Source organism: Robinsoniella sp. KNHs210 (assembly GCF_000686105.1).
Taxonomy (GTDB): Bacteria; Bacillota; Clostridia; order Lachnospirales; family Lachnospiraceae; genus Robinsoniella; species Robinsoniella peoriensis.
The window spans coordinates 1,121,646-1,147,488 of the sequence record NZ_JMLZ01000001.1; the positions used below are offsets into that span (position 1 = coordinate 1,121,646).

The 25,843-nt window shown below is 40.8% G+C and carries 14 protein-coding genes; 13 read left to right on the forward strand and 1 reads right to left on the reverse strand.

Annotated features, from left to right (window positions below):
- Positions 1 to 40 precede the first annotated feature (40 nt).
- The 13 genes from CD03_RS35765 to CD03_RS32360 all read left to right on the forward strand — a co-directional run bounded on the left by CD03_RS35765 (position 41) and on the right by CD03_RS32360 (position 22,823).
- Entirely contained in the window at positions 41 to 4,435 is a 4,395-nt protein-coding gene (locus CD03_RS35765) for an InlB B-repeat-containing protein (protein ID WP_027292568.1), read from the forward strand.
- Positions 4,436 to 4,909: 474 nt separating this feature from the next.
- Positions 4,910 to 5,875, forward strand: coding sequence for an Rpn family recombination-promoting nuclease/putative transposase (locus CD03_RS0104270; protein WP_044288898.1), 966 nt, complete (start codon positions 4,910 to 4,912; stop codon positions 5,873 to 5,875).
- 364 nt (positions 5,876 to 6,239) lie between these two features.
- Positions 6,240 to 6,716: an IS200/IS605 family transposase gene (gene tnpA / locus CD03_RS0104275; RefSeq protein WP_027292570.1), complete on the forward strand. Its 477-nt coding sequence runs from the start codon at positions 6,240 to 6,242 to the stop codon at positions 6,714 to 6,716.
- A 471-nt stretch (positions 6,717 to 7,187) separates the two neighbouring features.
- Entirely contained in the window at positions 7,188 to 7,967 is a 780-nt protein-coding gene (locus CD03_RS0104280) for a DeoR/GlpR family DNA-binding transcription regulator (protein WP_027292571.1), read from the forward strand.
- Positions 7,968 to 8,077: 110 nt separating this feature from the next.
- Positions 8,078 to 9,172, forward strand: coding sequence for a substrate-binding domain-containing protein (locus CD03_RS0104285; protein ID WP_027292572.1), 1,095 nt, complete (start codon positions 8,078 to 8,080; stop codon positions 9,170 to 9,172).
- Positions 9,173 to 9,267: 95 nt separating this feature from the next.
- The gene (locus CD03_RS0104290; RefSeq protein WP_197041621.1) at positions 9,268 to 10,764 is read left to right on the forward strand and encodes a sugar ABC transporter ATP-binding protein; all 1,497 of its coding nucleotides are present in this window, start codon (positions 9,268 to 9,270) and stop codon (positions 10,762 to 10,764) included.
- A 42-nt stretch (positions 10,765 to 10,806) separates the two neighbouring features.
- Positions 10,807 to 11,772 (forward strand): ABC transporter permease, encoded by a 966-nt coding sequence (locus CD03_RS0104295; protein ID WP_027292574.1) that lies wholly within the window; start codon positions 10,807 to 10,809, stop codon positions 11,770 to 11,772.
- 39 nt (positions 11,773 to 11,811) lie between these two features.
- Positions 11,812 to 12,813, forward strand: a complete 1,002-nt coding sequence (locus tag CD03_RS0104300; protein WP_027292575.1) for a dihydroxyacetone kinase subunit DhaK — start codon at positions 11,812 to 11,814, stop codon at positions 12,811 to 12,813.
- A gap of 17 nt (positions 12,814 to 12,830) precedes the next feature.
- Entirely contained in the window at positions 12,831 to 13,484 is a 654-nt protein-coding gene (gene dhaL, locus CD03_RS0104305) for a dihydroxyacetone kinase subunit DhaL (protein WP_044288899.1), read from the forward strand.
- Positions 13,481 to 14,725 carry a uroporphyrinogen decarboxylase family protein gene (locus CD03_RS35770; protein ID WP_081820110.1) on the forward strand — a complete coding sequence of 415 codons (1,245 nt, stop codon included), beginning with the start codon at positions 13,481 to 13,483 and terminating at the stop codon, positions 14,723 to 14,725. The genes dhaL and CD03_RS35770 overlap by 4 nt, the downstream gene beginning before the upstream one ends.
- 18 nt (positions 14,726 to 14,743) lie before the next feature.
- On the forward strand, positions 14,744 to 15,682 hold the full coding sequence (locus tag CD03_RS0104315) for a 1-phosphofructokinase family hexose kinase (RefSeq protein ID WP_027292577.1): 939 nt from the start codon (positions 14,744 to 14,746) through the stop codon (positions 15,680 to 15,682).
- A 1-nt stretch (position 15,683) separates the two neighbouring features.
- Positions 15,684 to 16,517, forward strand: coding sequence for a class II fructose-bisphosphate aldolase (locus CD03_RS0104320; protein ID WP_027292578.1), 834 nt, complete (start codon positions 15,684 to 15,686; stop codon positions 16,515 to 16,517).
- Between the two features lie 276 nt (positions 16,518 to 16,793).
- A complete protein-coding gene (locus CD03_RS32360) occupies positions 16,794 to 22,823 on the forward strand; it encodes an Ig-like domain-containing protein (protein ID WP_052377661.1) in 6,030 nt (2,009 codons plus the stop codon).
- Positions 22,824 to 22,945: 122 nt separating this feature from the next.
- Here the strand turns inward: CD03_RS32360 and CD03_RS0104330 are convergent, their stop codons facing one another.
- Positions 22,946 to 25,699 carry a PAS domain-containing hybrid sensor histidine kinase/response regulator gene (locus tag CD03_RS0104330; RefSeq protein WP_242849037.1) on the reverse strand — a complete coding sequence of 918 codons (2,754 nt, stop codon included), beginning with the start codon at positions 25,697 to 25,699 and terminating at the stop codon, positions 22,946 to 22,948.
- Positions 25,700 to 25,843 lie beyond the last annotated feature (144 nt).

Genomic DNA, 25,843 nt, shown 5'->3' on the forward strand with positions numbered 1-25,843 from the left:
CAAAAAGGTATTTAAATTGATTTATGAAGGAGATAAACCAATGAAAAAATGGGTAAAGAGGGTAATACCGGCGATATTAACAGCAACTATGATTTTGACTTCGATACCGGGAAGTATGCAAGTGGAGGCAGAGGAGCAGGAAAGTCAGGCATCTGCCAATGAGGCTGTCCAGTTAATTACAAATTATGAGATGACGCTGACCGAAGATGGAAAATTAGAGGATAAGGCAGGCGGGCATAATGCAAATATGGTATCCATGGGACAAGGGGATATCAATGAGGGAAATCTTATTTTTACCGGAAATAAGAGTCAGTATATAGAATTCCCGGAAGGTACATTTGGTAACGACGAAAGTTTTACAATCGATTTGAAATTTAATACCAGTCAGAAGGCATATGCCTGGGTATATAATCTGGGTGCCAGAGATACTGCGGATTATGTATTTTTGAATCCTATGCGCAGTGAAGGTAATACAGTGTTTGCCCTCAAACAGAAACCGGCAGGGGAAAAGTTTGTTATGAAAAATAATGTGGTTACACCCGGTGCAGATACTTGGGCGACAATGGTATTTCAAGACAATAACACAGCTAATCTCTATATAAATGGAAAACTGTCAGGCAGTATCAGTCATGGTTATTCTGTACAGTCTATTATAAACAATGCAAAAAAAGATAATTGCATTGGATATTTGGGAAAATCCCTGTTTGATCCGGATCCTGGATATGTGGGCAGCATCTCCTATTTCCGGGTATATGATAATGCTCTGGATGCTGATCAGGTATGGAGAAACTATGCGGAGCAGCAGGGACTCTCTGACGAAGAAAAAGCGGAGATGGATATCTCTGAATTATCACTGGAAGAAGGAGAAGCAAAAGGGGATCTGGATCTTCCTGCAACCGGCAAGAATGGAGCAGCTATTAATTGGACAAGTTCACATCCCCAGATCATATCGGAAACAGGAATTGTAACTAAAGCAGCGGAAGATACGGAGGTAACATTAACAGCATCCGTAATTTATGGAAGCATAGAAAAAACGAGAGATTTTCATTTCATGGTGATCTCAAATGCTTCTATAGTCGCAGAAGCAATCGAACAATTAGCCATAGACAATGCAGATCCGGTTGTAGAAAATATTACGCTTGCAACAGAATTAAATGGGGCATCCATTACCTGGGAAAGTTCGGATACAAATGTAATAACGGATAAAGCTGTTGAAAATGAAGAATATGCTGAAACTCCGGCAGGCGTGGTCACCAGAGGTGAGAAGGACAAACAGGTAAAGCTTACAGCTACGATTACTTTGGGAGACATCAGTGATACGAAAGAGTTTGACCTGACCGTAAAGAAAAAAGCGGCTCAAAAAGAATATGCAGCATATCTTTATGTCCATTTTAATGAGCTTGTGGTAGGAACCAGCCTACAGCAAATTTATTTTGGTGTAAGTAAGGATGGGCTGCAATGGACGGCGTTAAATGATAACGCTCCGATTCTTGAGTCTGCCGTGGGAGATTTGGGCGTAAGAGATCCTTACATCGTCCGTTCACCGGAAGGAGATAAATTTTATCTGATTGGAACAGATCTTGATATCCACCATCCTAAATATGGCGGTAATTGGGGTTTGATGGCAAGTATAGGCAGCAATGCATTGGTAATATGGGAGTCAACTGACTTAGTCAACTGGACAGAGAGCAGGACGGCAGATGTGGCTTCTGGCATAGGGGCCGGATGTGCATGGGCACCGGCTGCAATTTATGATGAAACAACCGGTGAATATCTGGTATTTTGGTCCAGCCCGCTGACTGGCCTGACTGGAGACAGCGGACACGGGTATATTTTTGTATCCAAGACCAGAGATTTTGTAACCTTTACAGAAGCGGAACTCTATTCAGATCCTGGCATTAATACAATTGATGCAGATATATATAAAGAAGGAGACAGTTACTACCGGCTATTGAAGGAATCTGCCAAAGGGTATGTATATTTGCAATCCTCACCAAAGTTACTGGATTATACAGAGCCGCCTGTTTATAATATCGGAGGCAGAGATTTTACAGCAAGAGGCATGGAATTCCAGCGCATTGAAAATACTGCGCCGGGATGTCTGGAGACTTTCCGGGGTACCTACGAAGGTCCTACTATGTTTAAGTTCTCTGACCGTAATGAGTGGTGTATCCTGGTAGACGAATATGGATTTCCGACAGCAAGAGGATATGTTCCGTTCTTTACGAATAACCTGGATGAACCAAATAGTGTGAAAGTTGCAGCGGATAACACTTATACCTTAACGGATGGTGCAAAACATGGTTCTGTGATACCTATTACACAGGAAGAATATGATAACCTTGTGGCAAAATGGGGAGTCAATAATGAAAAATATGCTGAAGAAAAAACCGAGGCTATTTTAAACTATGATTTTGAAGAAAAGGTCGAAGAAGGTATAGTAAAAGACAAAGCGCAAAATAATGACGGACAGCTTTTTGGCAAGGCTGCATATAGGTATGATGCAGAAAAGGGCAGCAATGTGTTGTATCTGGATGGTTCAGAAGGAACTTATGCACAGCTTCCAACGGGGCTTTTTGATGGCCTGGATAATTTGACAATATCAATGGATATTAAGGCCGAGTCTACCCAGGAGTACCATTTTGACTTCGCTATTGGGAAGGATATTAATAAATATATGTTCCTGAAAGTAAGACCCAATGAAATTCGAAATGCCATTACGGCCAGAGGAAATTTTTTGGAAAAAGAAATTAAGCTAAAAGGGAATGAATTTCTGAATAAGTGGATGCGTGTATCTGTAGTAATGGAAAATCACAAAATGTATCTCTATGTAGATGGAGAAAAGGCAGGAGAAACAAGTGGAGTGGGTGTCCGTAATATCAGTGAACTGGGCGAGAACCTGATTTCATACCTGGGTAAATCATTTTATCCGGATCCATATTTTAAAGGTTCCTATGACAATGTGAAAATCTACAATAGAGCATTAAGCGCAGAGGAGATAAAAAATGAACAGGCAGAAGAGCCGGAAGTAACAGAATATACGGCATCTTACCTGGCAGGCGAAGGCGGAGCTATCAGTGGGCTGTCAGTGCAGAAAGTGAAAGAAGGAACTGCAACGAAGGAAGTAACAGCCGTGGCAAAGGAAGGTTACAGTTTCTATAGATGGAGCGATGGAGTGCCAACGGCGAAGAGAAGTGATGTGCTGAAAAAAGACCTGACAGTTATTGCTGAATTTTTAAAGGACGCAGAGCCGGAAATAAAAGAATATACAGCTGTCTATCTTCCGGGCGAAGGCGGAACCATTACTGGACTGTTAGTACAGAAAGTGAAAGAAGGAACCGCAACAAAAGAAGTAACAGCCGAGGCAAAAGAAGGCTATAGTTTCCACAGATGGAGCGATGGAGTGCTAACGGCGAAGAGAAGTGATGTGCTGAAAAAAGATCTGACAGTTACTGCGGAATTTGTAAAGAACGCAGAGCCGGAAATAAAAGAATATACAGTGTCTTATCTGGCAGGTGAAGGTGGAACCATTAGTGGTATGTCAGTGCAGAAAGTGAAAGAAGGAAGCGCAACGAAAGAAGTAACAGCTGTGGCAAAAGCAGGCTATAGTTTCCGCAGATGGAGCGATGGAGTGACAACGGCAAAGAGAAGTGATGTAATGAAAAAGGATCTGACAGTTACTGCAGAATTTGTAATGAATGAAGAGCCGGAAGCAAAAGAATATACAGCGTCTTATCTGGCAGGCATAGGAGGATCCATCAGTGGTATATCAGTGCAGAAAGTGAAAGAAGGAAGCGCAACGAAAGAAGTAACAGCCGTGGCAAAAGCAGGCTATAGTTTCCGCAGATGGAGCGATGGAGTGACAACAGCGAAGAGAAGTGATGTGCTGAAGAATAATCTCACAGTGACAGCAGAATTTACAAAGAATCCTGTAAAGCCAGATCCGAAAACACCTGTTAAAGTAAAATTGAATAAGTCATTGATTACGCTGGGTGTTGGGGAAAAATTTTCATTTAAGGCAGTGGTTTCTCCGTTAACGGCATCACAGAAAGTGACATGGAAGTCAGATAAAAAATCTGTAGTATCCGTATCGGCTTCCGGTAAAATCACGGCCAAAAAAACAGGAAAATCTACGATAACTGCTGTGACAAAGAATGGAAAGAAAGCAACCTGCAAAGTAACAGTACGAAAAGCGCCTAAAAAAATCACCCTGAAAGTATCAAAAAAGACTTTGAAAAAGGGCAGAACATATCAATTAAAAGTGAATTTCCCATCAAAGACAGCCAGCTATAAAATGCGTTACAGTTCCAGCAAGAAGAATGTGGCATCTGTGTCCTCTACTGGGAAAATAACAGCAAAAAAGAAAGGAAAAACAACAATTACGGCAAAAACTTTTAATGGTAAGAAAGCAGAGATTGATATAACAGTAATATAATACTTCGCCATTCCTTTACTTGAGATAAAAAAATAATATACGATACGATAAAATGTGAGTTATAGCGCAGGTTATATGCGCTATAACTCATAGAATTTATTATAACAAAAGGAAGTAAGTTATGACCACAATTTCACAGAAACCGGAAGAATGCAAATCGGTTTTATGATAACGGCTTTAGAGTTGTTATGACAATAAACCTATGAACTGGCAAGAACAAAAATCACATATAATATATAATGAAATTAAAATAGAAATCACGTTTCACAAAATATAAAAATACTGCTTGAATTTTAAAATGGTTTATTGTATAATAAAGAAAAGCAATACATAGATACATTTCATTGAATCAACTCTTATTTCTAAAGTTCTTAAAATTCTATTTTTCGTTTGGTACATATTCCGTACCGTTTCCCTTTAGAATCGTTACATTCATTTTTGTGTCTTTGTATTCGGAATGAAAAGGAGGAATCTATGACACATGAAAGAGATATTGCAGCTAAGATATTTTTTGGAAAGCCGGAACATTTTGCGGACTTATATAATGGGGCTTGTTTTGAGGGAAATCAAATCATACATCTCGAAGATTTATCCCCATTGGACTCCGCACAGGAATGCATACCGGGTAATCAGGAAGTTGGGAAAAGGGTAGTTCGAAGAAACCGGGATATAATTAAAATGGCAGCTTCGGGCGCAAATTTTATGATCCTGGCCTGCGAGAACCAGGAACATATTCATTATGCAATGGTAATTCGAAATATGTTGTATGATGCTTTGAATTATGTAGATCAGGTGCAGCAATTAAAAAAGAAATATAGAGAAACAGGAGATTATGGCAGTACAGATGAATTTTTATCAGGCATGAAGAAACAGGATAAACTGCTGCCGGTTTTTACATTGATTGTATACTTTGGTGAAAAACCTTGGGATGGCTGCATGGATTTACATAGTATGTTGGATATACCTAAGGAAATGGAGAATTTACGCCAATACCTGCCAAATTATAGGATACACGTTCTGGATGTAAAAAAAATAGAACATCTGGAATATTTTAAAACTGATTTAAGAGAAGTATTTGGTATTATTAAGTATGCAGATGATAAAAACCGGATGAAAACCCATGTGAAGATAAATAAGGTCAGATATAGCAGGTTAAGTAGAGAAACGATAGAAATCATTTTCATCTTATTGGGCGAAAATGAAAAGTTAACAGAGATTATAGAACAGGCACAGGTAGAAGATAAGGAGGAATATGACATGTGTAAAGCATTTGAAGATATGAGAAGTGAAGGTAGATTAGAAGGAAGGATAGAAGGAGAAGAATTATTAGCTAAGTTAACATTATATTTAATGAATGATGATCGTACTATCGATTTAAAAAGAGCAGTAACGGATAAAGGCTCCAGAGAAAGTTTATATAAAGAATATTGTCTTGTATAGGTGGACGTTTACTGGAGTAAATTGGTTTTCTAAGATAATTTGATACTTTTTCATAAGGGTTATAAAGATAACATATTGGCCGTAGATGATGTTTTGTCTACGGTCTTTTATTTGTTATGCAATATAACGGACATAAGCAGATGGCGTACTTTTTCGTGCTGATCCATCTGCTTTTTTTGTTAGGGCATGGCCTTGTTCTCCATTGAGGAGTTTTTCGTTGATCCGAAAAACGGAACTTTGGAGAACATATAAACCACCTGCTCTGCGGGTGGTTGGAATAGCTTTAGCGTTGTGTAAAAAACCTCCAATGATATAATAAAAATAGGTTCGCCAACCGTTTTATAAATCAAAGGAGGTAGTCCAAATGGACAATAATAGTTTAGCACACACAAAGTGGAATTGTAAGTACCATATAGTTTTTGCACCGAAATATAGAAGAAAAATTATATATGGCGAGTTGAAAAAGGATATTGCAAATATCTTAAGTATGTTATGCAAGCGCAAAGAAGTGCATATTGTGGAGGCAGAAATCTGTCCAGATCATGTTCATATGTTAGTAGAAATACCGCCAAAGATAAGTGTGTCAGATTTTGTAGGGTATTTAAAGGGAAAAAGTACCTTAATGATATATGAGAGACATGCTAATCTCAAATATAAGTATGGAAATAGACACTTTTGGTGCAGAGGATACTATGTAGATACAGTAGGAAAAAATGCAAAAAAAATAGAAGAGTATATTCGGAATCAACTAAAGGAAGATTTGGAATATGATCAAATGTCTTTGAAGGAGTATATTGACCCGTTTACGGGTGAGCCAGTAAACAAAAGCAAAAAGAAATAAGCCCAAGGGGCTTAGCAGGTAACTGACGTTGCGGCTGGCGAACCTTTCGATGAGTCTTTAGACTCCAGTACCGGAAACGAGCCCTTATAGGGCGGAAAACAAACCACCGGCTAAGCCGGTGGTACTGATTGAAAGAAAGGAAAAGGTACCTGCTAAATGCTATGTTAGCCGATAAAGTTTCGTTCCGGTTTTAAAAAAAATATCGAAACATCACAAGAATTTAAACGAAAGCCTAATGAACGATAATAGTAGGTTTTTAAGAGAAACATCTGAATATAAAAATAAAACGAAAGATAAAAAGGTTTCGTTTTAGTAAAAATGCATAATAAAATATAAAAATAGAGATAAAATATAGTAAATATTACTTGACAAATAAAACCGAAAGGTATATTATAAGGTCAAACAAAAACAAACGTAATACAACGAAATTAAATGTAAGGATTTGAAAGTACTGGAATGGGAGATGAGTTTATGTTTATTGAAGAACGAAAGGAAAAAATAATTAAAGCGGTAGAAGCGAATTTATCGGTAACAGTGAATGAATTGTGTGATTTATTCGGGGTTTCGGAGGTTACTATCCGAAAGGATTTAAATGAATTAGGGAATGCAGGATTAATTATCCGTACCCACGGGGGTGCTGTAAAAGTAAAAGAAACAGCATTTGAACAAAGCCAGGCAACGAAAGAAAAAGAAAGAATAGTTGAAAAAAGAGAAATAGCGAAAAGAGCTTATGACGAAATCAAGGAGCACGAGACAATTATACTGGATGCCGGCACCACAGTTCAGGAACTGGCAAAGCTAATCAGGACCGGAGAGAAGAATCATCTTACTGTAATCACCAATGCGTTTAACATAGCCAGTGAACTTATGGAGTGTGAAAAGGTGGAATTGATTTTTGCAGGAGGATTTGTCAGATCCCAGATTCTTTCCTGTGTAGGCATGTTTACAGAAGATATGTTAGGAAATGTGGTTGTGGACCGGGTGTTCCTGGGTTCGAATAATATCAGCGCCGAGCATGGGTTAACTACACCCAATATGCAAGAGTGCCGGGTAAAACAATGTATGCTTAAGTCAGCGAGAAAAAAATATGTGCTGGCGGACAGCAGTAAATTCAGAACAAATTCTTTATACTGCATCTGCAAGTTTAAAGATTTGAATCTTATCATCACGGATGATGGGATAGGCAAATCCTATATGGCTAAAATCACAGAAAAAGGAGGGAATGTGGAAGCTGTTAAGATTGAAAGTTAAATAGTTAGATAGGAACAATAATGAAATACAAAGCAGAAGAAATAATGAAATACAATGGGGCATCAGATGAAACTATGATGTAAAAGTACAGAAAGATGGAGGAGAAGGATATGAGTTTAAGAAAAATAGGTGTAATTGGGTTGGCATTAGTTATGATGACGGGGGTATTGTCCGGATGTTCAGGCGGAACGCAGACACAGGATACCAAAGCAGGTACTGAGGATGCAAAGACAGAGGCGGCAAAAGCAGCAGGAACGGATAAGACAGAAGCCGCTAAAACAGAAGCAGCAGATGCCGTGGGAGAAACAAAGGCGGAAGAAATCATAACTGAGGCAGCGGCACAGACTGGGAAGGATAAGGAGAACAAGGATATCACGTTAGGTATCTCTATATTTACCAGAACCCATGTGTTTTATAACAGGGTAGAAGAAGCCATGGAGAAGAAGTGCGAGGAACTTGGAGTAAAGGCCATTTTCATGGATGCAGATACGGATAGTGAAAAGCAATTGTCACAGGTGCAGGATTTTATTACACAGAAGGTGGATGCCATTATTATCTGTCCGGTATCTACTGCGGGAAGCAATAGCTGTCTGGAACTGGCAAACAAAGCGGGCATTCCATTGTTAACGGCATTTACAAAATCGGATGGAGATTCTATCTGCCATTTTGGTACGGATGAGAATGTGGGAGGTGAACTGGCAGGCAAATACATCGAAAAGGCTTTGCCGGAGGGCGGAAAAGCTGCAATCATTACTTATGATGACGTTGAAAATTGTGTTTTGCGTGCAGAAGGATGTAAGAAATATCTGGAAGCAAACTGCGAAAATATAGAGGTTGTTGATGAGCAGAATTATCAGGGAGATGCGGAAAAAGCGTCTGCCATTACGCAGGATTTCCTGTTAAAGTATCCCGACCTGGATTTGATATTTGCAGTAGGGGATCCCGCAGCTATGAGCGCTTATACTATTATTAATGGTGCGGGAAAAGAGATTAAGGTAATCGGTTACGACGGTAATCCGGAAGCAGTCAATGAAATTGCAAAAGGCGGTATTTGGATTGCTGATGTGGCTCAGGACCCGGAAGGGATAGGACAGGCTATGATTGATAGTGCAGTCAAAGTAATTCATGGAGAAGAAATTCCCAAAGAGAAATATATTGAGCCATATATTATCGATAGCGAAAATGTCAGTGAGTTTCAAAAATAGAAGAATTAACAGTGAAAGACAGGCAGTGAAAGACCCGATTTGCAGATCGGGTCTTTATAAAATAAGGTTATGGAAAATACAAAGAGGTACACGGGATGGAAAAACAGCCGATGATTCAAATGAAACATATTGTAAAGGAATTTCCGGGTGTAAAGGCCCTGACAGATGTAAATCTGGAGTTCTATGCAGGAGAGGTACACGCTTTGTTGGGTGAAAACGGAGCCGGGAAATCTACGCTGATTAAAATTATCAGCGGTGTATATAAAAAAGACAGTGGCGAAATGATCTATGAGGGGAAAACGTGTAATTTTGATAATGCGAAGCAGGCATTAGACAGTGGAATCAGCGTAATACACCAGGAATTAAGTGTGATACCGGATCTGACGGTTGCCGAGAATATTTACCTGGGCAGAGAGCCGAAGCAGAAAAATGGATTTCTGGATAAAACCCGGATGAAAAAAGAGTCGCAGGATATTTTATCGATGCTGGGGCTGAAGATCAAACCGAATGATCTGGTAAAAAAATTAAGTGCTGCTGAGAAACAAATGGTTGAAATAGCAAGAGCGATATCCCAAAATGCCAGGGTGGTCATTATGGATGAACCTACTTCTTCTATTTCAGAGCAGGAGGTAGAAGCCCTTTTTCGCATTATTAAAAAGTTAAAAGAAGAGAAGGTGGCAATAATTTACATTTCCCACAGATTAAAGGAATTGTTTACAATTGCTGATAAAGTATCCATTTTGCGGGATGGGTGTTATATCAAGACCGTCCCTATGCAGGATATAGACGAAAAGGGGTTAGTCTCGCTGATGGTTGGCAGAGAGATCAAAACGTACATAGACAGAAGCGGTAAAACGATTGAGAAACCTGTATTGGAATTAATCAAAGTATCCAGGAATAAGGCATTTCAAAACGTAAGTATTGAGGTGGGACAAGGGGAAATCGTAGGGATTGCAGGATTAATTGGAGCCGGCAGAACGGAAGTACTAAGAGGGATTTTCGGGGCAGAGCCTTTTGAAGACGGTATAATGAAGCTGTACCAGAAAGAGGTGCGGATCGAACAGCCGATGCAGGCAATCGAAAGGGGAATTGGTTTAGTTCCGGAAGACAGGCGCATGCAAGGGGTGATGTTAAAGAAATCCGTAAAGGACAATATCACCTTGCCCAGTGTAAAAAAGAAAACGAAGATGGGATTTGTAGATGTCAATTGGGAAAATAAAAGCAGCGAGGAATATATTCAGAAGCTGAAGATAAAAACGCCCGGCAGTAATACCGTTTCTAAGAATTTAAGCGGCGGCAACCAGCAGAAGATCGTCATTGCCAAGTGGCTTTTGGCTGGATCTAAGATTTTATTACTGGATGAGCCTACCAGGGGAATTGATGTCGGGGCAAAATTTGAGATTTATACGTTGATGAATCAGTTTACAAAAGACGGTGGAAGCATCTTAGTGGTTTCTTCCGAATTGCCGGAGCTGCTGGGAATCTGTGACCGCATCTATGTAATGTGTGAAGGCAGGATTACCGGATGCCTGGACAACCATGAATTAACAGAAGAAGTTATCATGCATTTAGCCAGTACAGCAGTATCCTGACAATGATGATATCAATAATACTTAAATTAATGAGGTAGAACAATGGGAAAGAATAAAATAAACATGGGAAAAATAGCAAAACAATATGCGCTGATTGGATTTCTCCTGATTTTGTGTCTCATCATTTTCATAGTGGAGCCACGATTTGCTTCTAAAGAAAACTTAATTAATGTGCTGATTCAGATTTCTATTAATGCATTTATAGCAACCGGGATGACGTTTGTTCTGTTAACGGGAGGGATTGATTTATCGGTTGGACCGGTATGTGCCTTAAACGGTATTCTGGGTGCTCTTCTTTGCAAACAGCTGCCTGCAATGAATATAGGGATGACTTTACTCGTTGGTATCCTGCTTTCCGCTGCGGTAGCCATTGTAATTGGAGGAATATCCGCAGTTATTATCTGCAAGTTCAATGTGGCACCTTTTATTGCCACGTTAGCAATGATGAATGCAGCAAGAGGCGTATGTTACCTCTTAACCAACAGCAAGCCCGTATATGAGCTACCGGAAAGTTTTTTATGGATTGGGCAGGGATATGTCGGTCCCGTTCCATTCATTGTAATCCTGACGGTAATAGTCCTGGTGGTATCCCACATTATACTCAGCAAGACCGCATATGGCAGGCATATTTATGCAGTTGGAAGCAATGAAGAGGTAGCAAAATTAAGCGGAATCGGTGTTAATAAAATCAAAACATCCGTTTATATGATCTGTGCAGGTTTATCCGCTTTTGCAGGAATCTGCCTCTCGGCTAAAATAGGAACTGGACAGCCGGCAGCAGCTGAAGGATATGAACAATTTGCCATTGCAGCAGCTGTTATGGGAGGAACCAGTCTGGTTGGAGGTACTGGAGGAATCCCGAACACGATTATCGGAATTATTGCCATAGGGATTATCAATAATGGATTAAGCTTAATGCAGGTGAATTCCTACTGGCAGAAGGTGGCAATGGGAGTCATTATTGCATTCGCAGTAATTATGGACCGATTAAAAATAAAGGCAGAATAAAGAAGGAAAGTTACAGCCTGTATGAAGAGGAGATGTCATATGAATACAATAAAGAACCGGCCGGAAGATATGGTAGAGGAGATGATAGAGGGGTACATCCGTTCCAATTGTGACCTGCTGGAAAAAGTGGAGGGTGTAAAAGCAATTCGTGTTAAAAATACAGCCCCCAGGGTCATGGTCATTGCAGGTGGAGGTGCAGGCTGCGAGCCAATGTATATAGGATATGCAGGGGAAAGGATGGCAGATGCCATTGTCAGCGGGAATATTTATGCAGCACCTTCTGCAACTGCATTGCTGAAGACCATACGTCAGATGTATCATGAGGATGGAGTACTTATGATTACGGGAAACTATATAGGTGATGTTCTCAATTATGAACTCGCTGTAGAATTATGCGGTTATGAGGGAATTAAGGCCAGGGCAGTATTTGTAAAAGATGATATCTTACATGCTCCCAAAGAAAACCAGGAGAACAGAAGGGGAATTGCCGGTATTATGTGTGTGATTAAAGCTGCGGCAGGAGCAGCAGCCTGCGGCCTGACTTTAGAGGAAGTGGAGCAGACAGCCATCAGAGCCAGGGATCAGATTGGAAGTGTCTCTGTTACTTTCTGGCCGGGATACCGACCTGAAACCGGAATGCCCATGTATGAAATGCCAGCTGGAACCGTTGAAATTGGTATGGGATTTAATGGGGAACCGGGTATTCTGAAAATGCAGATGCCCACAGCAGACCAGCTTGCAGAAAAGATTCTGGATTACCTGATTGCAGATATGAATCTTACCGGGGGAGATGAAGTACTTCTGTTGGTAAATGGCAAAGGAGCAACTTCCAATATGGAACTCTCCATAATCAGTAACAGCCTTCATCAGTATTTAAGCCATAAAGAAATAACGGTTTTTAAAACAGAAGTGGGAAATTTCTTTACAGCACCCGGAATGGGAGGAATCAGTGTGACGCTTATGAAACTGGATCCTCATTTAAAAAAGTATTATAACCTGGATTCTTATACGCCTATGTATACTTATCGGGCAAAGGTATAGAAGGGGGAGGAGATAAAATGAAGGATTATCTGGAAATAAAAGAGGTTAAAGAGATGTTCCGGTTTATTTCCCGGCAGATTATATCCAGTGAACAACAGTTGACTGATATTGATAAAATCATCGGAGACGGTGATCATGGGATCGGAATGGCAATAGGATTTCGGGCTGTTGATGAGGCACTGGACAAGATGGAATTCGATACGGTAAATGAACTTTTCAAGGAAATCGGTATGACATTATTAGATGCCATGGGCGGTGCTTCCGGAGTGATATTTGGAACTATGTTCATTAGCGGCTATGGTGCCGCTCCGCAGACGAATGTACTGGATTTAGATACCTTAAGTAAAATGATGCAAAAGTCATTGGATAATATCAAGCTCAGAGGCAAGGCAAAAGTGGGTGATAAGACCATGCTCGATAGTTATGAGCCGGCTGTTCAGGCACTGGAGGAATGCAGCAGAAATAAGTTAAGTCTGTCAGAAAGTGTGAAGCAGGCCTGGACTGCAGCAAAAAATGGCGTAGAAGCCAGTAAGAAATATTGTGCGAAGAAAGGAAGGGCAGAATCTTATGGTAAATTATCCATTGGCTTGCCTGACCCGGGAGCAGTTTCTGTAAGTATTATTTTTGAGGCTATGAGCAGGTATATTCAAATGAGAGGGGAGAATAAATGATGATGACATCCAGAGAACGTGTAAGAGCGGCAATTGCGCATAAGGAGCCGGACCGTGTTCCAATTGATATCGGAGGGACTAAAACAACAGGAATACATGTGGATGAATATATTAAAATCGGTAAGTACCTGGGGATTGATACTGAGCTCCCAAGATGTTATGAACAGTTTCAAATGTTGGCGCGGGTAGAAGAGCCAGTCAGAAGATGGCTCCATAGTGATGTACTTCAATTAGAAAATCTGTATGAGACCTGGGGATATCGCAATTCGGACTGGAAGCCCTGGAAAAATACGGCTGGAAATACTATTTTAATGCCGGGGGATTTTCAATATGAAATCGAAAATAATGGTGATATTGCATTGTTTGATATAAATGGCAGGCATGTGGCAAATATGGCATCAACAGGCAGCTATTTTGAACGGCTGGCTAATCCGCCGTTGGATTTGTCAAAGGAAATAACCATGATGGACACAGAACAGTTTAAGAAATCAGTTACCCTTTATACGGATGAAGAACTGCGCATTTTAGAAAAGAGAGCAAAACTGATGTATGAGACTACAGACTATTCCATACATGGGGGAGCTTTAAAAGGGAAACTGGGAACCACTGGTATATTTGCAGGCCATCCTTTTACGGAATGGCTGTGTATCTTGGTATCCGAACCGGAATACGCAGAGGAAATACTGGGAGCAGCAGGTGACATGGCAGTGAAAAATATAGAAATGTATCTTCAGGCAGTTGGCAGTTATATTGATACCATTTTAATTTCAACTACTGATTTTGGAACACAGACAGGAGAATTGTTCAGTCCCGCAGTATTTCAGGAACTTTATATGCCAAATTATAAAAAGATGTGTGACTGTGTACATGAGAATTCTGATGTAAAGACTATGTTCCATAGCTGTGGTTCCATTCGAAATATAATACCTTATTTTATAGAAGCCGGTTGTGATATTTTAAACCCGATACAGGCAAATTCCTATCGTATGGATCCTGCAGAGCTGAAAGCAGAATTTGGAAATGATCTGGTATTCTGGGGAGCCGGTGTGGACAGCCAGACGGTATATCCCGGCGGATCACCGTCAGATGTGAGAAATCAGGTCAAAGAGAGGCTGGATATCTTAATGCCGGGAGGGGGATGCGTATTTACGCCCATACATAATACACAATTTGATGTACCGGCAGAAAACATTCAGGCATTTGTAGATACTGTCTTAGAGTATGGAATATATGAAGCATAGGAAAGGGGGAGAACGAATATGATTACTGCTGTAAATCTAAATCCATGCATTGATAAAAGCATTCTTGTATCAGGATTCCAATATGGCCAGCTGAACCGTGTCGTGGATTCCTGTGAGGAAGCGTCGGGCAAAGCAATTAATGTTGGCATTGCAGTGAAAAGAATTGGCAAAGACGTGGAATGTCTGGGATTCAATTATAAAGGAAACGGCAAGGTTTTAGAAAATACGTTAGATGATTATGGGATAACATCTGAATTTGTATGGGTAGAAGGCCGGCTTCGGACAAACACAAAGATATTAGACCGGGAAACGAATATACTGACAGAATTAAATGAATATGGAAGTGAAGTTACAAAAGAAGACATTTATAAACTAAAGTCTGTAATAAAAGAACATGCGGCAAGAAGCAGTCTTGTAGTCATAGGCGGAAGTGCTCCTGTTGGAGTGGACACTACGATATACAGGGAGATTTTAGAAGAGTTGTCTGTATATCCTGTCAAAATTATTTTAGATGCAGAAAAGGATTTTCTATTAGAAGGAATCAAAGCGAAACCATACCTGATAAAACCAAATTTATTTGAGTTAGAGACTGCGTTTGGTAAAAAGTGTAAAACAATAGAAGAAGTAGTGCTTTTGGCAAGAGAGATACTGGAAAAGGGAGTGGAGGTAGTGTGTGTATCACTGGGTGAAAAAGGAGCCGTTATATGTGATAAACAAGAGGCATTTTATTCCCAGGGACTTCTGTTGGAAATCCAGGGTATCCAGGGTGCAGGAGACTCTATGGTTGCCGGAATCTGTGCGGCCTTAGAAGAAAAGCTGCCTATACAGGAAATGCTCCGTTACGGAATGGCAGCTTCTGCAGCCTCTTTAGTTTTGAAGGGAACCCAGATGTGCAGCCAGGAAGGTTTCTGTAAATATAGAGAGCAGATAAAAATTCAAAAGATGGAGGTATCATGAAATGGAATTTGCATCGGTAAAAGAACTTCTCTGTAAGGCACAGGAAAATGGATATGCTGTTCCTGCGTTTAATGTGGAAAATATGGAGACGGTACAGGGAGTCATACAGGCAGCAGAAGAATTAAACTGTCCCGTAATTTTACAGACAACCCCCTCCAGTGTAAATTATGCAGGACTGGACTTTTTCACAGCATGTGTCAGGAATGCAATCAGAAATACAAGAGTTCCCGTTGCACTGCATTTAGATCACGGTTCGTCCTATGAATTAGCTGCCAGGGCAATGAAAGAAGGATATTCCTCCGTGATGATTGACGGCTCGCAATTAAATTTTGAGGATAATGTTGCTTTAACCTCCAGGGTTTCCGAGCTGGGTAAAATTCTTGGGGTATCTGTAGAAGCAGAGCTGGGCAGTGTCGGAGGAAAAGAAGACGGTTTAACATCTGAATCCGTATTGCTCACCAATGCAGCAGAAGCGGTTGAATTTGCTGAAAGAACAAAGGTGGACAGTCTGGCTGTTGCAATCGGTACGGCGCACGGATTTTATAAGGGGGAACCTAAACTGGATATAAATCGCCTGAAAGAAATAAAAGCAGCAGTTGACATTCCCCTGGTATTACATGGAACATCTGGCGTGCCGGATGAGATCGTAAAAGAATGTATTAAAAATGGGATCTGCAAAGTAAATTATGCAACAGATTTAAGAAATGTATTTACAAAGGCAGTGAAGTTAAATATGGAGAAAAATCCGGATAACATAGATCCTAAGAAATATCTGGGAGCAGGAAGGGAGGCAGTTTCAGAGATAGTTAAGAAAAGGATCCGGTTGTGTTATTAAGAATTAGATAATAGATAAGTTATCATATTGGCCGTAGACAATTTATGTCTGCGGCCATTTATTGTCTTTATACCAATCAATTCTGGTACAAGTATTAAAAAATAGAGTCATTGTTAAAAAATAGAGTGTTAGAATCCTTAAAAAACTATGTGGAAATTAAAAATTGATGTGGAAAAAGAAAAAGTGGAGTGTTAGAATCCGGTACAAGTGGATGGGGGATGACATACAGGATGGATATGCGGTATCCACATTTTAAGGAAAAAGGAGAGATAAAAAATGAAAGTGAAAAAGAAACGTTCCAGATTGGTGAGACGTGCTGTTGCTATTGGCTTGGCGGCAATGGTTACAGTCACCTCTATCGATGCAGGAACAATCGGGCTGAAGGCCCACGCTATGACTGTAGTTGGAACCGCGCCATTTATTAATACATGGTTGGTGGCTGGGCCGAGTGATACGTCCTTATTAGCGGGAATTAATTCGGAACGGACTATCGGCAAAGAGGACGCTGCAGTCATGGTAGAAACAGAGAACCAGAGTGAAACGGATGAGGTCATAGAAGAAACAGCCGGGAACAGTGATACTATTGAAGAGAACGGAGTTGAACCAGAAGAAGATCAAAATGAAACTCCCGATGTCCAGGCAGTGGAGATGCTTGAGACTACGGAAGAACACAGAGAAAATTTGCAGAAGGAAGGCATCAGGCCAACCCTGGGAGAAGAGTTTAGCAGCAGTGGTACGCAGTGGCAGTACTTGGATGACCGTATTTTCAACCGTAATACCGATGATTATCAGGATCTGTATGGATATTTTACCGTAAAGCAAGGACTGGATGTTCAAGGCAAGTATACCTATGCACATACTTACATATACAGTCCCAAAGAGCAGAATGCTCAACTGCAGTTTGTGACCAGTGGTCTGCATAAAGTCTATGTGAACGATGCTCTGGTGGATCAGAATACAAATGCAGTGGAGTCAACGGAGAAAGACAAATACAAAGCCGATATCACGCTGAATAGAGGCTGGAATAAAGTTTTGTTTGAAATCAAACATGACAGGGTATATTATCTGGGATTCTATGCCAGAATCAGTGATGCTTCCGGAAATGAGATTCCCGATCTGGAGTATTCGGTGGAAGGCGATACTGTTTCAGCGCTTCAGATTGTTACTCAGGGATTGGACATCGACAGGGAAGCATTTGAAAGTCGTAATGCAGATCTTGCTGCAAATCTGTATCCTGAGAATGAGATGCCTTACGGATATGTGGAATCCCCATACGTATGGAATAAAGCTATTCACAGGACGAATGCAAAAGAGGGACCGCAGGCTTCAAGGTTTCGGTTCCAGGCGGCAGGCGGCAGCCCGGGGTATGAGTGGGAGATCACAGAGGGTAATTTACCGGATGGCCTGACGATGGATAAAGAAGGGGTTATCGATGGTTTCTGTGAAACACAAGGTGAGTATTCATTTACCGTTCAGGTGACGGATGCAGATAAACGGACAGCAGTAAAAGAGACGAAAATAATCGTAAAAGAGCGTCCAAGCAAGTGGTTTGAAGAAGGGAAAATGTCCGCATTGTCCCATGATACAGGAGCATATACCCAGTTTTGGGATCCAAATTTTTCATTTGATACCTGGGCAGAACGTGCAAAAAAAGCAGGCATGACGATGCTGTCTACGGAAGCGGTACAGGGTGTATATTACTGGCCGGCGCCTGGTGCCTATCCAGGTGACCCAAATGGTGCAGCTGTTAATCAGCATCCCAACACACTGGAACTAAATGAGGAAGGGGTAGCTCAGCCAAAAGACATGCTGCAGGAGGCAAAAGAAGCAGTAGAACGTCATGGAATGAGGTTTGGTCTGTACTATGCTTCTGAGGGGTCTAATCAGACCAAAGATCCCCGTGTCAACAACTCCAGCGGATTTTTCCGGAATGTGGAGGATCTTGTGGTTCGTTATGATCCTAAGTATCTGTTCTTTGACGGGAATCCGGAAGGAAAAGGAAATACTGATGCTATGTGGAGCGCTGTGCGTGCTTACAATGACTATACCCTTATACAGGCAAACGACCGAAATGAAGTCAGCGATAATGATTTGACAATTCTGGAGACGGAGTATACCGGAGCAATGCCATATACCCATGGGGGTCATTGGGAAACGAATATGTGGAATCAGAATAAATATACGGTTGATGAGGCATGGTCGCACCCTATTATTGATGAGATGGATGCCTGGTCAGGATATGCGGGAGGACATACAAGAGATGATTGGCGTTTGTGGGCAGAATTCATCATCAATAATATCGGACATGGTATGGTGCCAAATTACGATCAGATGATCATCGCTATCCGGGGTGTTGACTGGGCTGGCAAGAATTATAGTAGTGGGATTAAAGACGCATATTATCAGGGACCACTGAATGCACAGCGTTTCCTGGAAATACGTGACAATGTAAACTTGTGGATGGCCAATGATGGAAAGCCTGACTTGCACGAATCCCTGTTTGGAACAATGCCGTACTATTTTGACACTTATGAAAAAAAGGAAGGCTACCATGAGAATACCGATAAAGAGCCATTCCTGACTGCAAAATACGGGGAGGGGCCTGAATGGGGATATTCCGTTGCCCGAGACCAATTCGTGTATATGCATATGGTAGAGAATACAATTGGAAATGGCAGGGCAAAAAAAGGATTTACCGGTCAGGAGAGTGTCTATGCAGGGCCATTTGATTATAATGTAACCAATGTGGAGTGGCTTAATGAAGGAATAGCACTGCCCTATAGTGTAGAGTCAAAGGATGGAAAGAATTACATCACCATCGATACTTCTTCGGTCAAAGAAGATCCTGTGGATACCATTATCAAAATCACCACGGATAATGACACCCGCAGTTTCAAGCTTACTGGTGTGAAATTATTCAGCAGCCAGGAAAACAAATCCGAACTGCAGTTGCGTGCAGAAGCCTATCTGAAGAACTTTACCAATGTATTCGCAGATGCAGATCTTACCTATAGCAGTGATGATGCATCGGTTGCATCAGTTGATCAGAATGGACTGGTAACAGCCGGGCATCCTGGAAATACAACCATACGTGTAACAGCAGAGTATGAGGGAGAGGCAGCAGTCGACACTTATCATGTTCAGGTAAAAGAAGATGGAAGTATCACTTCAAATGAAGAACTAATAGGTGTAGTATTGCGTACTGATGGAAAAGAGGCATTTGGTAAATTTTCATCAGACATCAATATTCCGGTGACTTTTGAAGGGCGCACCCAAAAAGGGGGCGGAGTGAACCTCCTTTCTTATGACAATATCACATGGCATTATGGAGTCTGCAGCGGCCAGGCAGGAGGACAGACCTCGGATCCGGATATCTACTGGCAGGCACATGAGGTTGAAGATCTGGACCTTCTGGCAGTTAAAGATGACGAAGTAGTTTTTAACAGATGCGTTTCAGAAGAGGAAAATGTTGCAATCTGGGCTGATATTACAGTTGATGGAGTAACCTATACGACCAATAGAAATTATCTGAGAATATTACCGAATACTGTTTTAAGTAATAATATCGTACCAGAAGTGACAAGCGGCAGCAATCCAGCCGATCTTACAGATAACATTTTAACCAGTTCTGACGGTGGAAATACCTCCAGATGGACACCGGCGAAAGAGGATGAGAATCCAGCCATGACAATGGATTTAAATTCAGTGTGCGATCTGTCAAATGTGAGTGTTTATTTTAACAACAAAGACCGGTATTATAGGAACACGCCAAGTGCTATCCGGATAGAAACGAGTGAGGATGGAGAAAACTGGGAGATACCCGTGGAACAGGGAGCCGTTCCGGACAATGATACAAAATACCGTTATAATTCAGACAAGTATACATACCCACTCAATCAGAAAGGCAGATATCTGCGCATCAGTTTCCCGGGCGGTGCCAGAGACGATTTGATGGATGTGCTTGAAGTAAGGGTACGGGGAATAGATCAGGGAAAAAGGCTGGGAGATGTAGCGGTAGAGACAGAACTTTTAGATGATAAGACTGCAGCTATCCATCTAACGGGTATTTCCGGAATCGGAGAAGAGATGGATCTGAGCAAGGCGAAGATTCAGATACAGAGCACTAATCCTGAAATAGTAGAGATCAATGAGGCAAATCAGGCTCTGTCCGTATCGGAAGGACGGGCCCAGATTTTCATAGATGTAACGCTAAATGGGATTACGGTATCAAAACAGATATATATCGATGTAGATGCTGACGGAAATCTGCAATTAGTTAATTATTTGTCCCAGGTGAATCTTTCTGTGGATAAAAATAAGATAGCTGTTGGATCACCGGTGGTATCAGAGATTGAAGCATTGGATAATAACGGAAAACCGGCCGATCTTTCTGACGCAGAGATTACATTTATACTGGACAGTGATAATTTGTCAGTTGTGGAAGGGTCATCTGTAATCACCATGAAGGATAGTATTCCGCGATCCTCTGAATCGACAATTCAGGTAAAGGTGACAGTGGATGGAGTTACGGTGGAAAGTAATAAAATGATCCTTACCCAGTTAGGTACCAATGTAGCAGATAATGCTGTGGTTTCGGTTTCTTCTGTACGTGACAAGAACGGAGATCCAAATGGTTCCAATCAGGATGAGCGATATATTGGTGTTAAGACTGTTGATGGAGACAAATCGACTGCATGGGCAGCTCGTGGAGGAGATAAGTCACCATGGATAGAACTGGATTTTGGGGAGGAACAGATGATCGCAAGTCTGAATCTGATTGACCGTGGTCATAAAGTCAATGAAATCGGTGAAGGTAAGCTGGAATTTTTTGACAGCACTGGAAACCTTGTTCACGAACAGATTGTTTCTGACATTCAATGGGAGGGACAGCCTGATAACTTAGTGAAGTTAGAGAAACCTCTCAGTGCACAGAAATTAAAATTCACAATAGATCCGGAGCTGAAGTATTATCATGGCGGAAATGGGGAGAAACCGGAACGGGGACTGGCTGAAATTGAGGTTGCTCTTGCAACCGATTTAAGCAAGACATTTATCGTTTCCAGCAAACCAGTCTATGCAGCTACTAATATAGGAGTGCAGCCAAAGCTTCCGTCTGTCATCACGGCAGTATTGAATAATGGAACAATGACCGAAAAAGAAGTACAGTGGGATACAATCCCGGAAGAAGTTCTGAAAGAAGCAGGAATCTTCCATATTCAGGGAACAATAGCCGATACTGAGGTTAAAGCATCAGCAGAAATTAAGATTAAGAACCATGTAGATGTGACCGGTATAACAGTTGATCCCACAAATTTCACTCTCATTGAAGGAAATAATACAGTCTTAAAGGCAGCCATAACACCTCAAAATGCAACCAATCAGGCAGTAAAATGGGATAGCAGCAACAAATCGGTGGCAATTGTTGATGTGAATGGGAAAGTAACGGCAATGTCACAAGGTTCAGCAAAAATTACAGTTACGACACAAGATAACAACAAGACTGCAAGCTGCCTTGTTACGGTCACGCCAAAAGATATTCCTCAGCCGGTAAAACATACAGTAACATTGAACGCAGCAGGAGGTCAGGTAAACCCGTCCACAATTACAGTGCAGAATGGAAAGCCTTATGGAGTGCTTCCAACTCCTGCGCGCAGCGGATATAAATTTGTGGGATGGTACATGGGTAATCAGATGGTTAAATCCAACGATATCTGTACATTAAATGTCACATTAACTGCAAAATGGGAAAAAGTAATCGAAAAACCAGGAAAAGTCACCGGCATAACGGCTGCTAAGCTGACAACAGACAGTATTAAGTTATCATGGAAAAAGGTATCTGGTGCCACATCCTACAAGGTATACCGTTATGATGATAAGAAGAAGAGATGGAGTAGCCTTAAGACAACAAAAGCGGCTTCTTATACCGATTCTAAAAAGAAATCCGGAACAAAATATAAGTACCGTGTAGCAGCATACAACAGCGCAGGAAAAGGATCACATTCTTCCACGTTTATTACGGCCACCAGACCTGTAAAACCAAAGCTGAAGGTAACGAGAAGCGGATCAAATAAGGCGAAACTTACATGGAAGAAAATTAGTTCTAACAGGGTACAGGTTTATATGAAAACGGGAAAAGGAAAATACACAAGGATCTCCACTAAAAATGGAAATAAATCTTCCTATACAAAATCAGGTTTAAAGAAAGGCAAGACTTATACATTTAAAATCCGGGGATATATGCAGCCAACTTCTAAAACAAAGGTTTACGGATCTTATTCATCGTCCAGAAAAGTAACTATTAAATAAAATACGCTTATTTTATGTGTTCACAATAGAAAAAGAGGGTATTGCAAAAGATTGCGGTAAGAAAAGAGGAATGATAAGAGCCGGAAGTCAAATAAGACTTCCGGCCCATTGTAATGGTATTTTCATAAGAAGTGATTATCAGTCTGATGGATCCATTTTTCCAGGGTTCTATTTAACCCATTCACATCAATAGGCTTTGTTATGTAATCATTCATACCGACACTGTAAGCTTTGCTGATGTCGGTTATGAAGGCATTAGCGGTCATTGCCAGGATGGGTACCGTCTTTGCATCATCCCTGTCCAGAAGACGAATTGCTGCGGCTGCTTCATAGCCATCCATCACGGGCATCTGAATATCCATCAGGATTGCGTTATAATATCCTGGGTTAGAAGAGCGGAAGGCTTGAACGGCATCCAGGCCATTTTCGGCTGTTTCAATAAGCATTCCCTGCATACTAAGCAGCTCGAATGCAATTTCACGATTCAGTTCATTGTCTTCTACCAGCAAAATCCGTTTTCCCTCCAAAGTAATATTTGTGTCTTCTTCAACAATATCATCTTCTGTTTTATGATCAGAACAGAACAACTGGAAAACATCTATAATCTTTGAAATAAAGAGTGGTCTGGTAATAAATGCGTTTGCTCCTGCTTTCAAGAACTCATCTTCTATATTTGGGTTATTATAGGATGTGATAATGATAATAGGTATACTTTCTCCCAGGCATCTGCGTATATTTTGTACTGTATCCAAGCCATTTCTTTCATGCATCTCCCAGTTCAGAAGCACTGCGGAAAATTCATCTGAACGGGCATGTGCGGCTGAAATGATGCCCAGTGCTTCTGCACAGGATGATGCCCAGTATCCCTGCATCCCAAGCTTTTCTAAAAATACTGTAATATTCTCACAAGTTTTTTGCTCGTCTTCTATGATCAGAACAGGCAGCCCTGCCAGCTCGTGGTTTACTGATTCTTCTTTGTCTGCCAGATGAAAAGGAATGGAAACCGTGAACTTACTTCCTTTACCTAATTCACTTTTTACTTCAATGGAGCCGCCCATCATTTTTACGATATTTTCGGTGATAGACATTCCCAGCCCGGTACCGGGAACTTTGCTGATACGAGAATCTTCAGCACGTGAAAAGGGTTCAAAAATATGGGGAATATATTCACTTGTCATTCCAATGCCATTGTCTGTAACTATAAATTCATATTGGGCCTGATTCTGGCTAAAAGGCTGATATTCATTAATACTGAGACTGATGGTTCCGCCGGGAGGGGTATATTTGATCCCGTTGGAGAGCAGATTCATAAAAACCTGATGCAGGCGGTCACCGTCAGTTATAATTTTTTCATGGAGTACTTTTCCAACATAAACCTCAAATTCCAGATGCTTTTCTTCCAGCAACGATCTGCACATATCTGAAACATTTTGTATTAGGTTCGGAAGGCTGATTTCTTCGGGATGAAGGTCAATTTTTCCGGATTCAATTTGAGACATATCCAATATTTCATTAATCAGACTTAAAAGATATTGACTGGAGGTGTTAATTTTGTTCAGACAATCATTCACTTTCTCAGGTGCAATAAGATTTGCCCTTGCAATAGCAGTCATGCCAATGATAGCATTCAGTGGGGTACGAGTGTCATGGGACATAGATGACAGAAATTTAGTTTTCGCTGAATTCGCAATCCGTGCCGCCATGTAGGCTTCTTCCAGTGCTGTTTGCTGGCGTGCCTGTTCCCGACGGTCTTTTGTCACATCAATGCCAACAGTGTAGAAAGAAGGGATACCATCCCAGCTGTCTTCCCCATTTGCATAGCATAAAGTAACGGTCAGGATTTTGGTTTCTCCACTGCGTGTGATAATCCGGGCTTCCATAATAATACTCTGTTCGGTTCCCTCTATTTCTTTTAGCATGTGCTCAATACGTTTTAAGTCATCGGGATGCAAATATTCACATGTCGAATGCAATTCTTTTTCGAATTGTTCTTTTGTATAACCGATCATCCTTAAGAAGTCGGCATCATACCAAAGAATGGTTCTGTAATCTCTGGCATCCAGACGGGCAAATCCACCCGGAAGAGTCCGGAGTAGAATTTCACGTTCACGCTCTTTTTTAGCCAGCTTAAACTCGGAACTGTACATATCATAGGACAGTTCTATACGTGACTTGTGGCCGTACCAGTTAATTTGACGGTTTTTAATCATAAAAGTTCTGTTGAGTACCGGATTGAAAAATTCCCATTCGTAAAATTCATCTGTCCGTAATCTGTCATTGGTGCAGAAAGGGCATGGTGAGGTTCTTCCCTGAATTACTTCATAACAAGGTCGCCCAATAACTTCCTCACAAGTTGTATTCATAGTTTCAGTGCCGGTGCGGTTTATAAATAATAATTCATAAGTATCCATATCACTTATATAGATATTCCCGATATACTCATCCATCAGCCACTCAAAATACTCTGTTTTTTCATCTTTCAACCGAACCAAATCGCTGATATCTGAGTTGATCATATAAAAAACCGGATGTCCATCCACGGTTTCCTTTGTGATAGTTCCAGTGATACGTATCCAAATGAAGCCGCCGTTCTTAACAGGCAAACGGCAATCCAGAGAAAAACCTTTTTTGCCCCGGGAAAGAGCATGAGTTAAAGAATCTCTGATTTTATAAAATTCATCTGTATGATTTCTATAATACTGACGGAGATTCGGGAAAAGGGATGAATATTCTTCCTTTGTATAGCCAGTACTCTGATAAAAATTTATATTACCGTAAAGAAAAGTGATATCGGTATCAAAAATACATTTGTTTGTGCTGTTTTCAATTGTTTCTATAAACATATCATATTCTTTTTCAATAAATGGCATCTCCATATTCGGACTCCTTTTCAGAAAGTAATTTAGATATAATATGATAAAGCTATCTTGCATTTATTATATCTGATAATACCGGATAAAGCAATATAACAATGTTATTTGAAAGTTGATTTTACAAACTGTAAAAAATATAAGGAGATT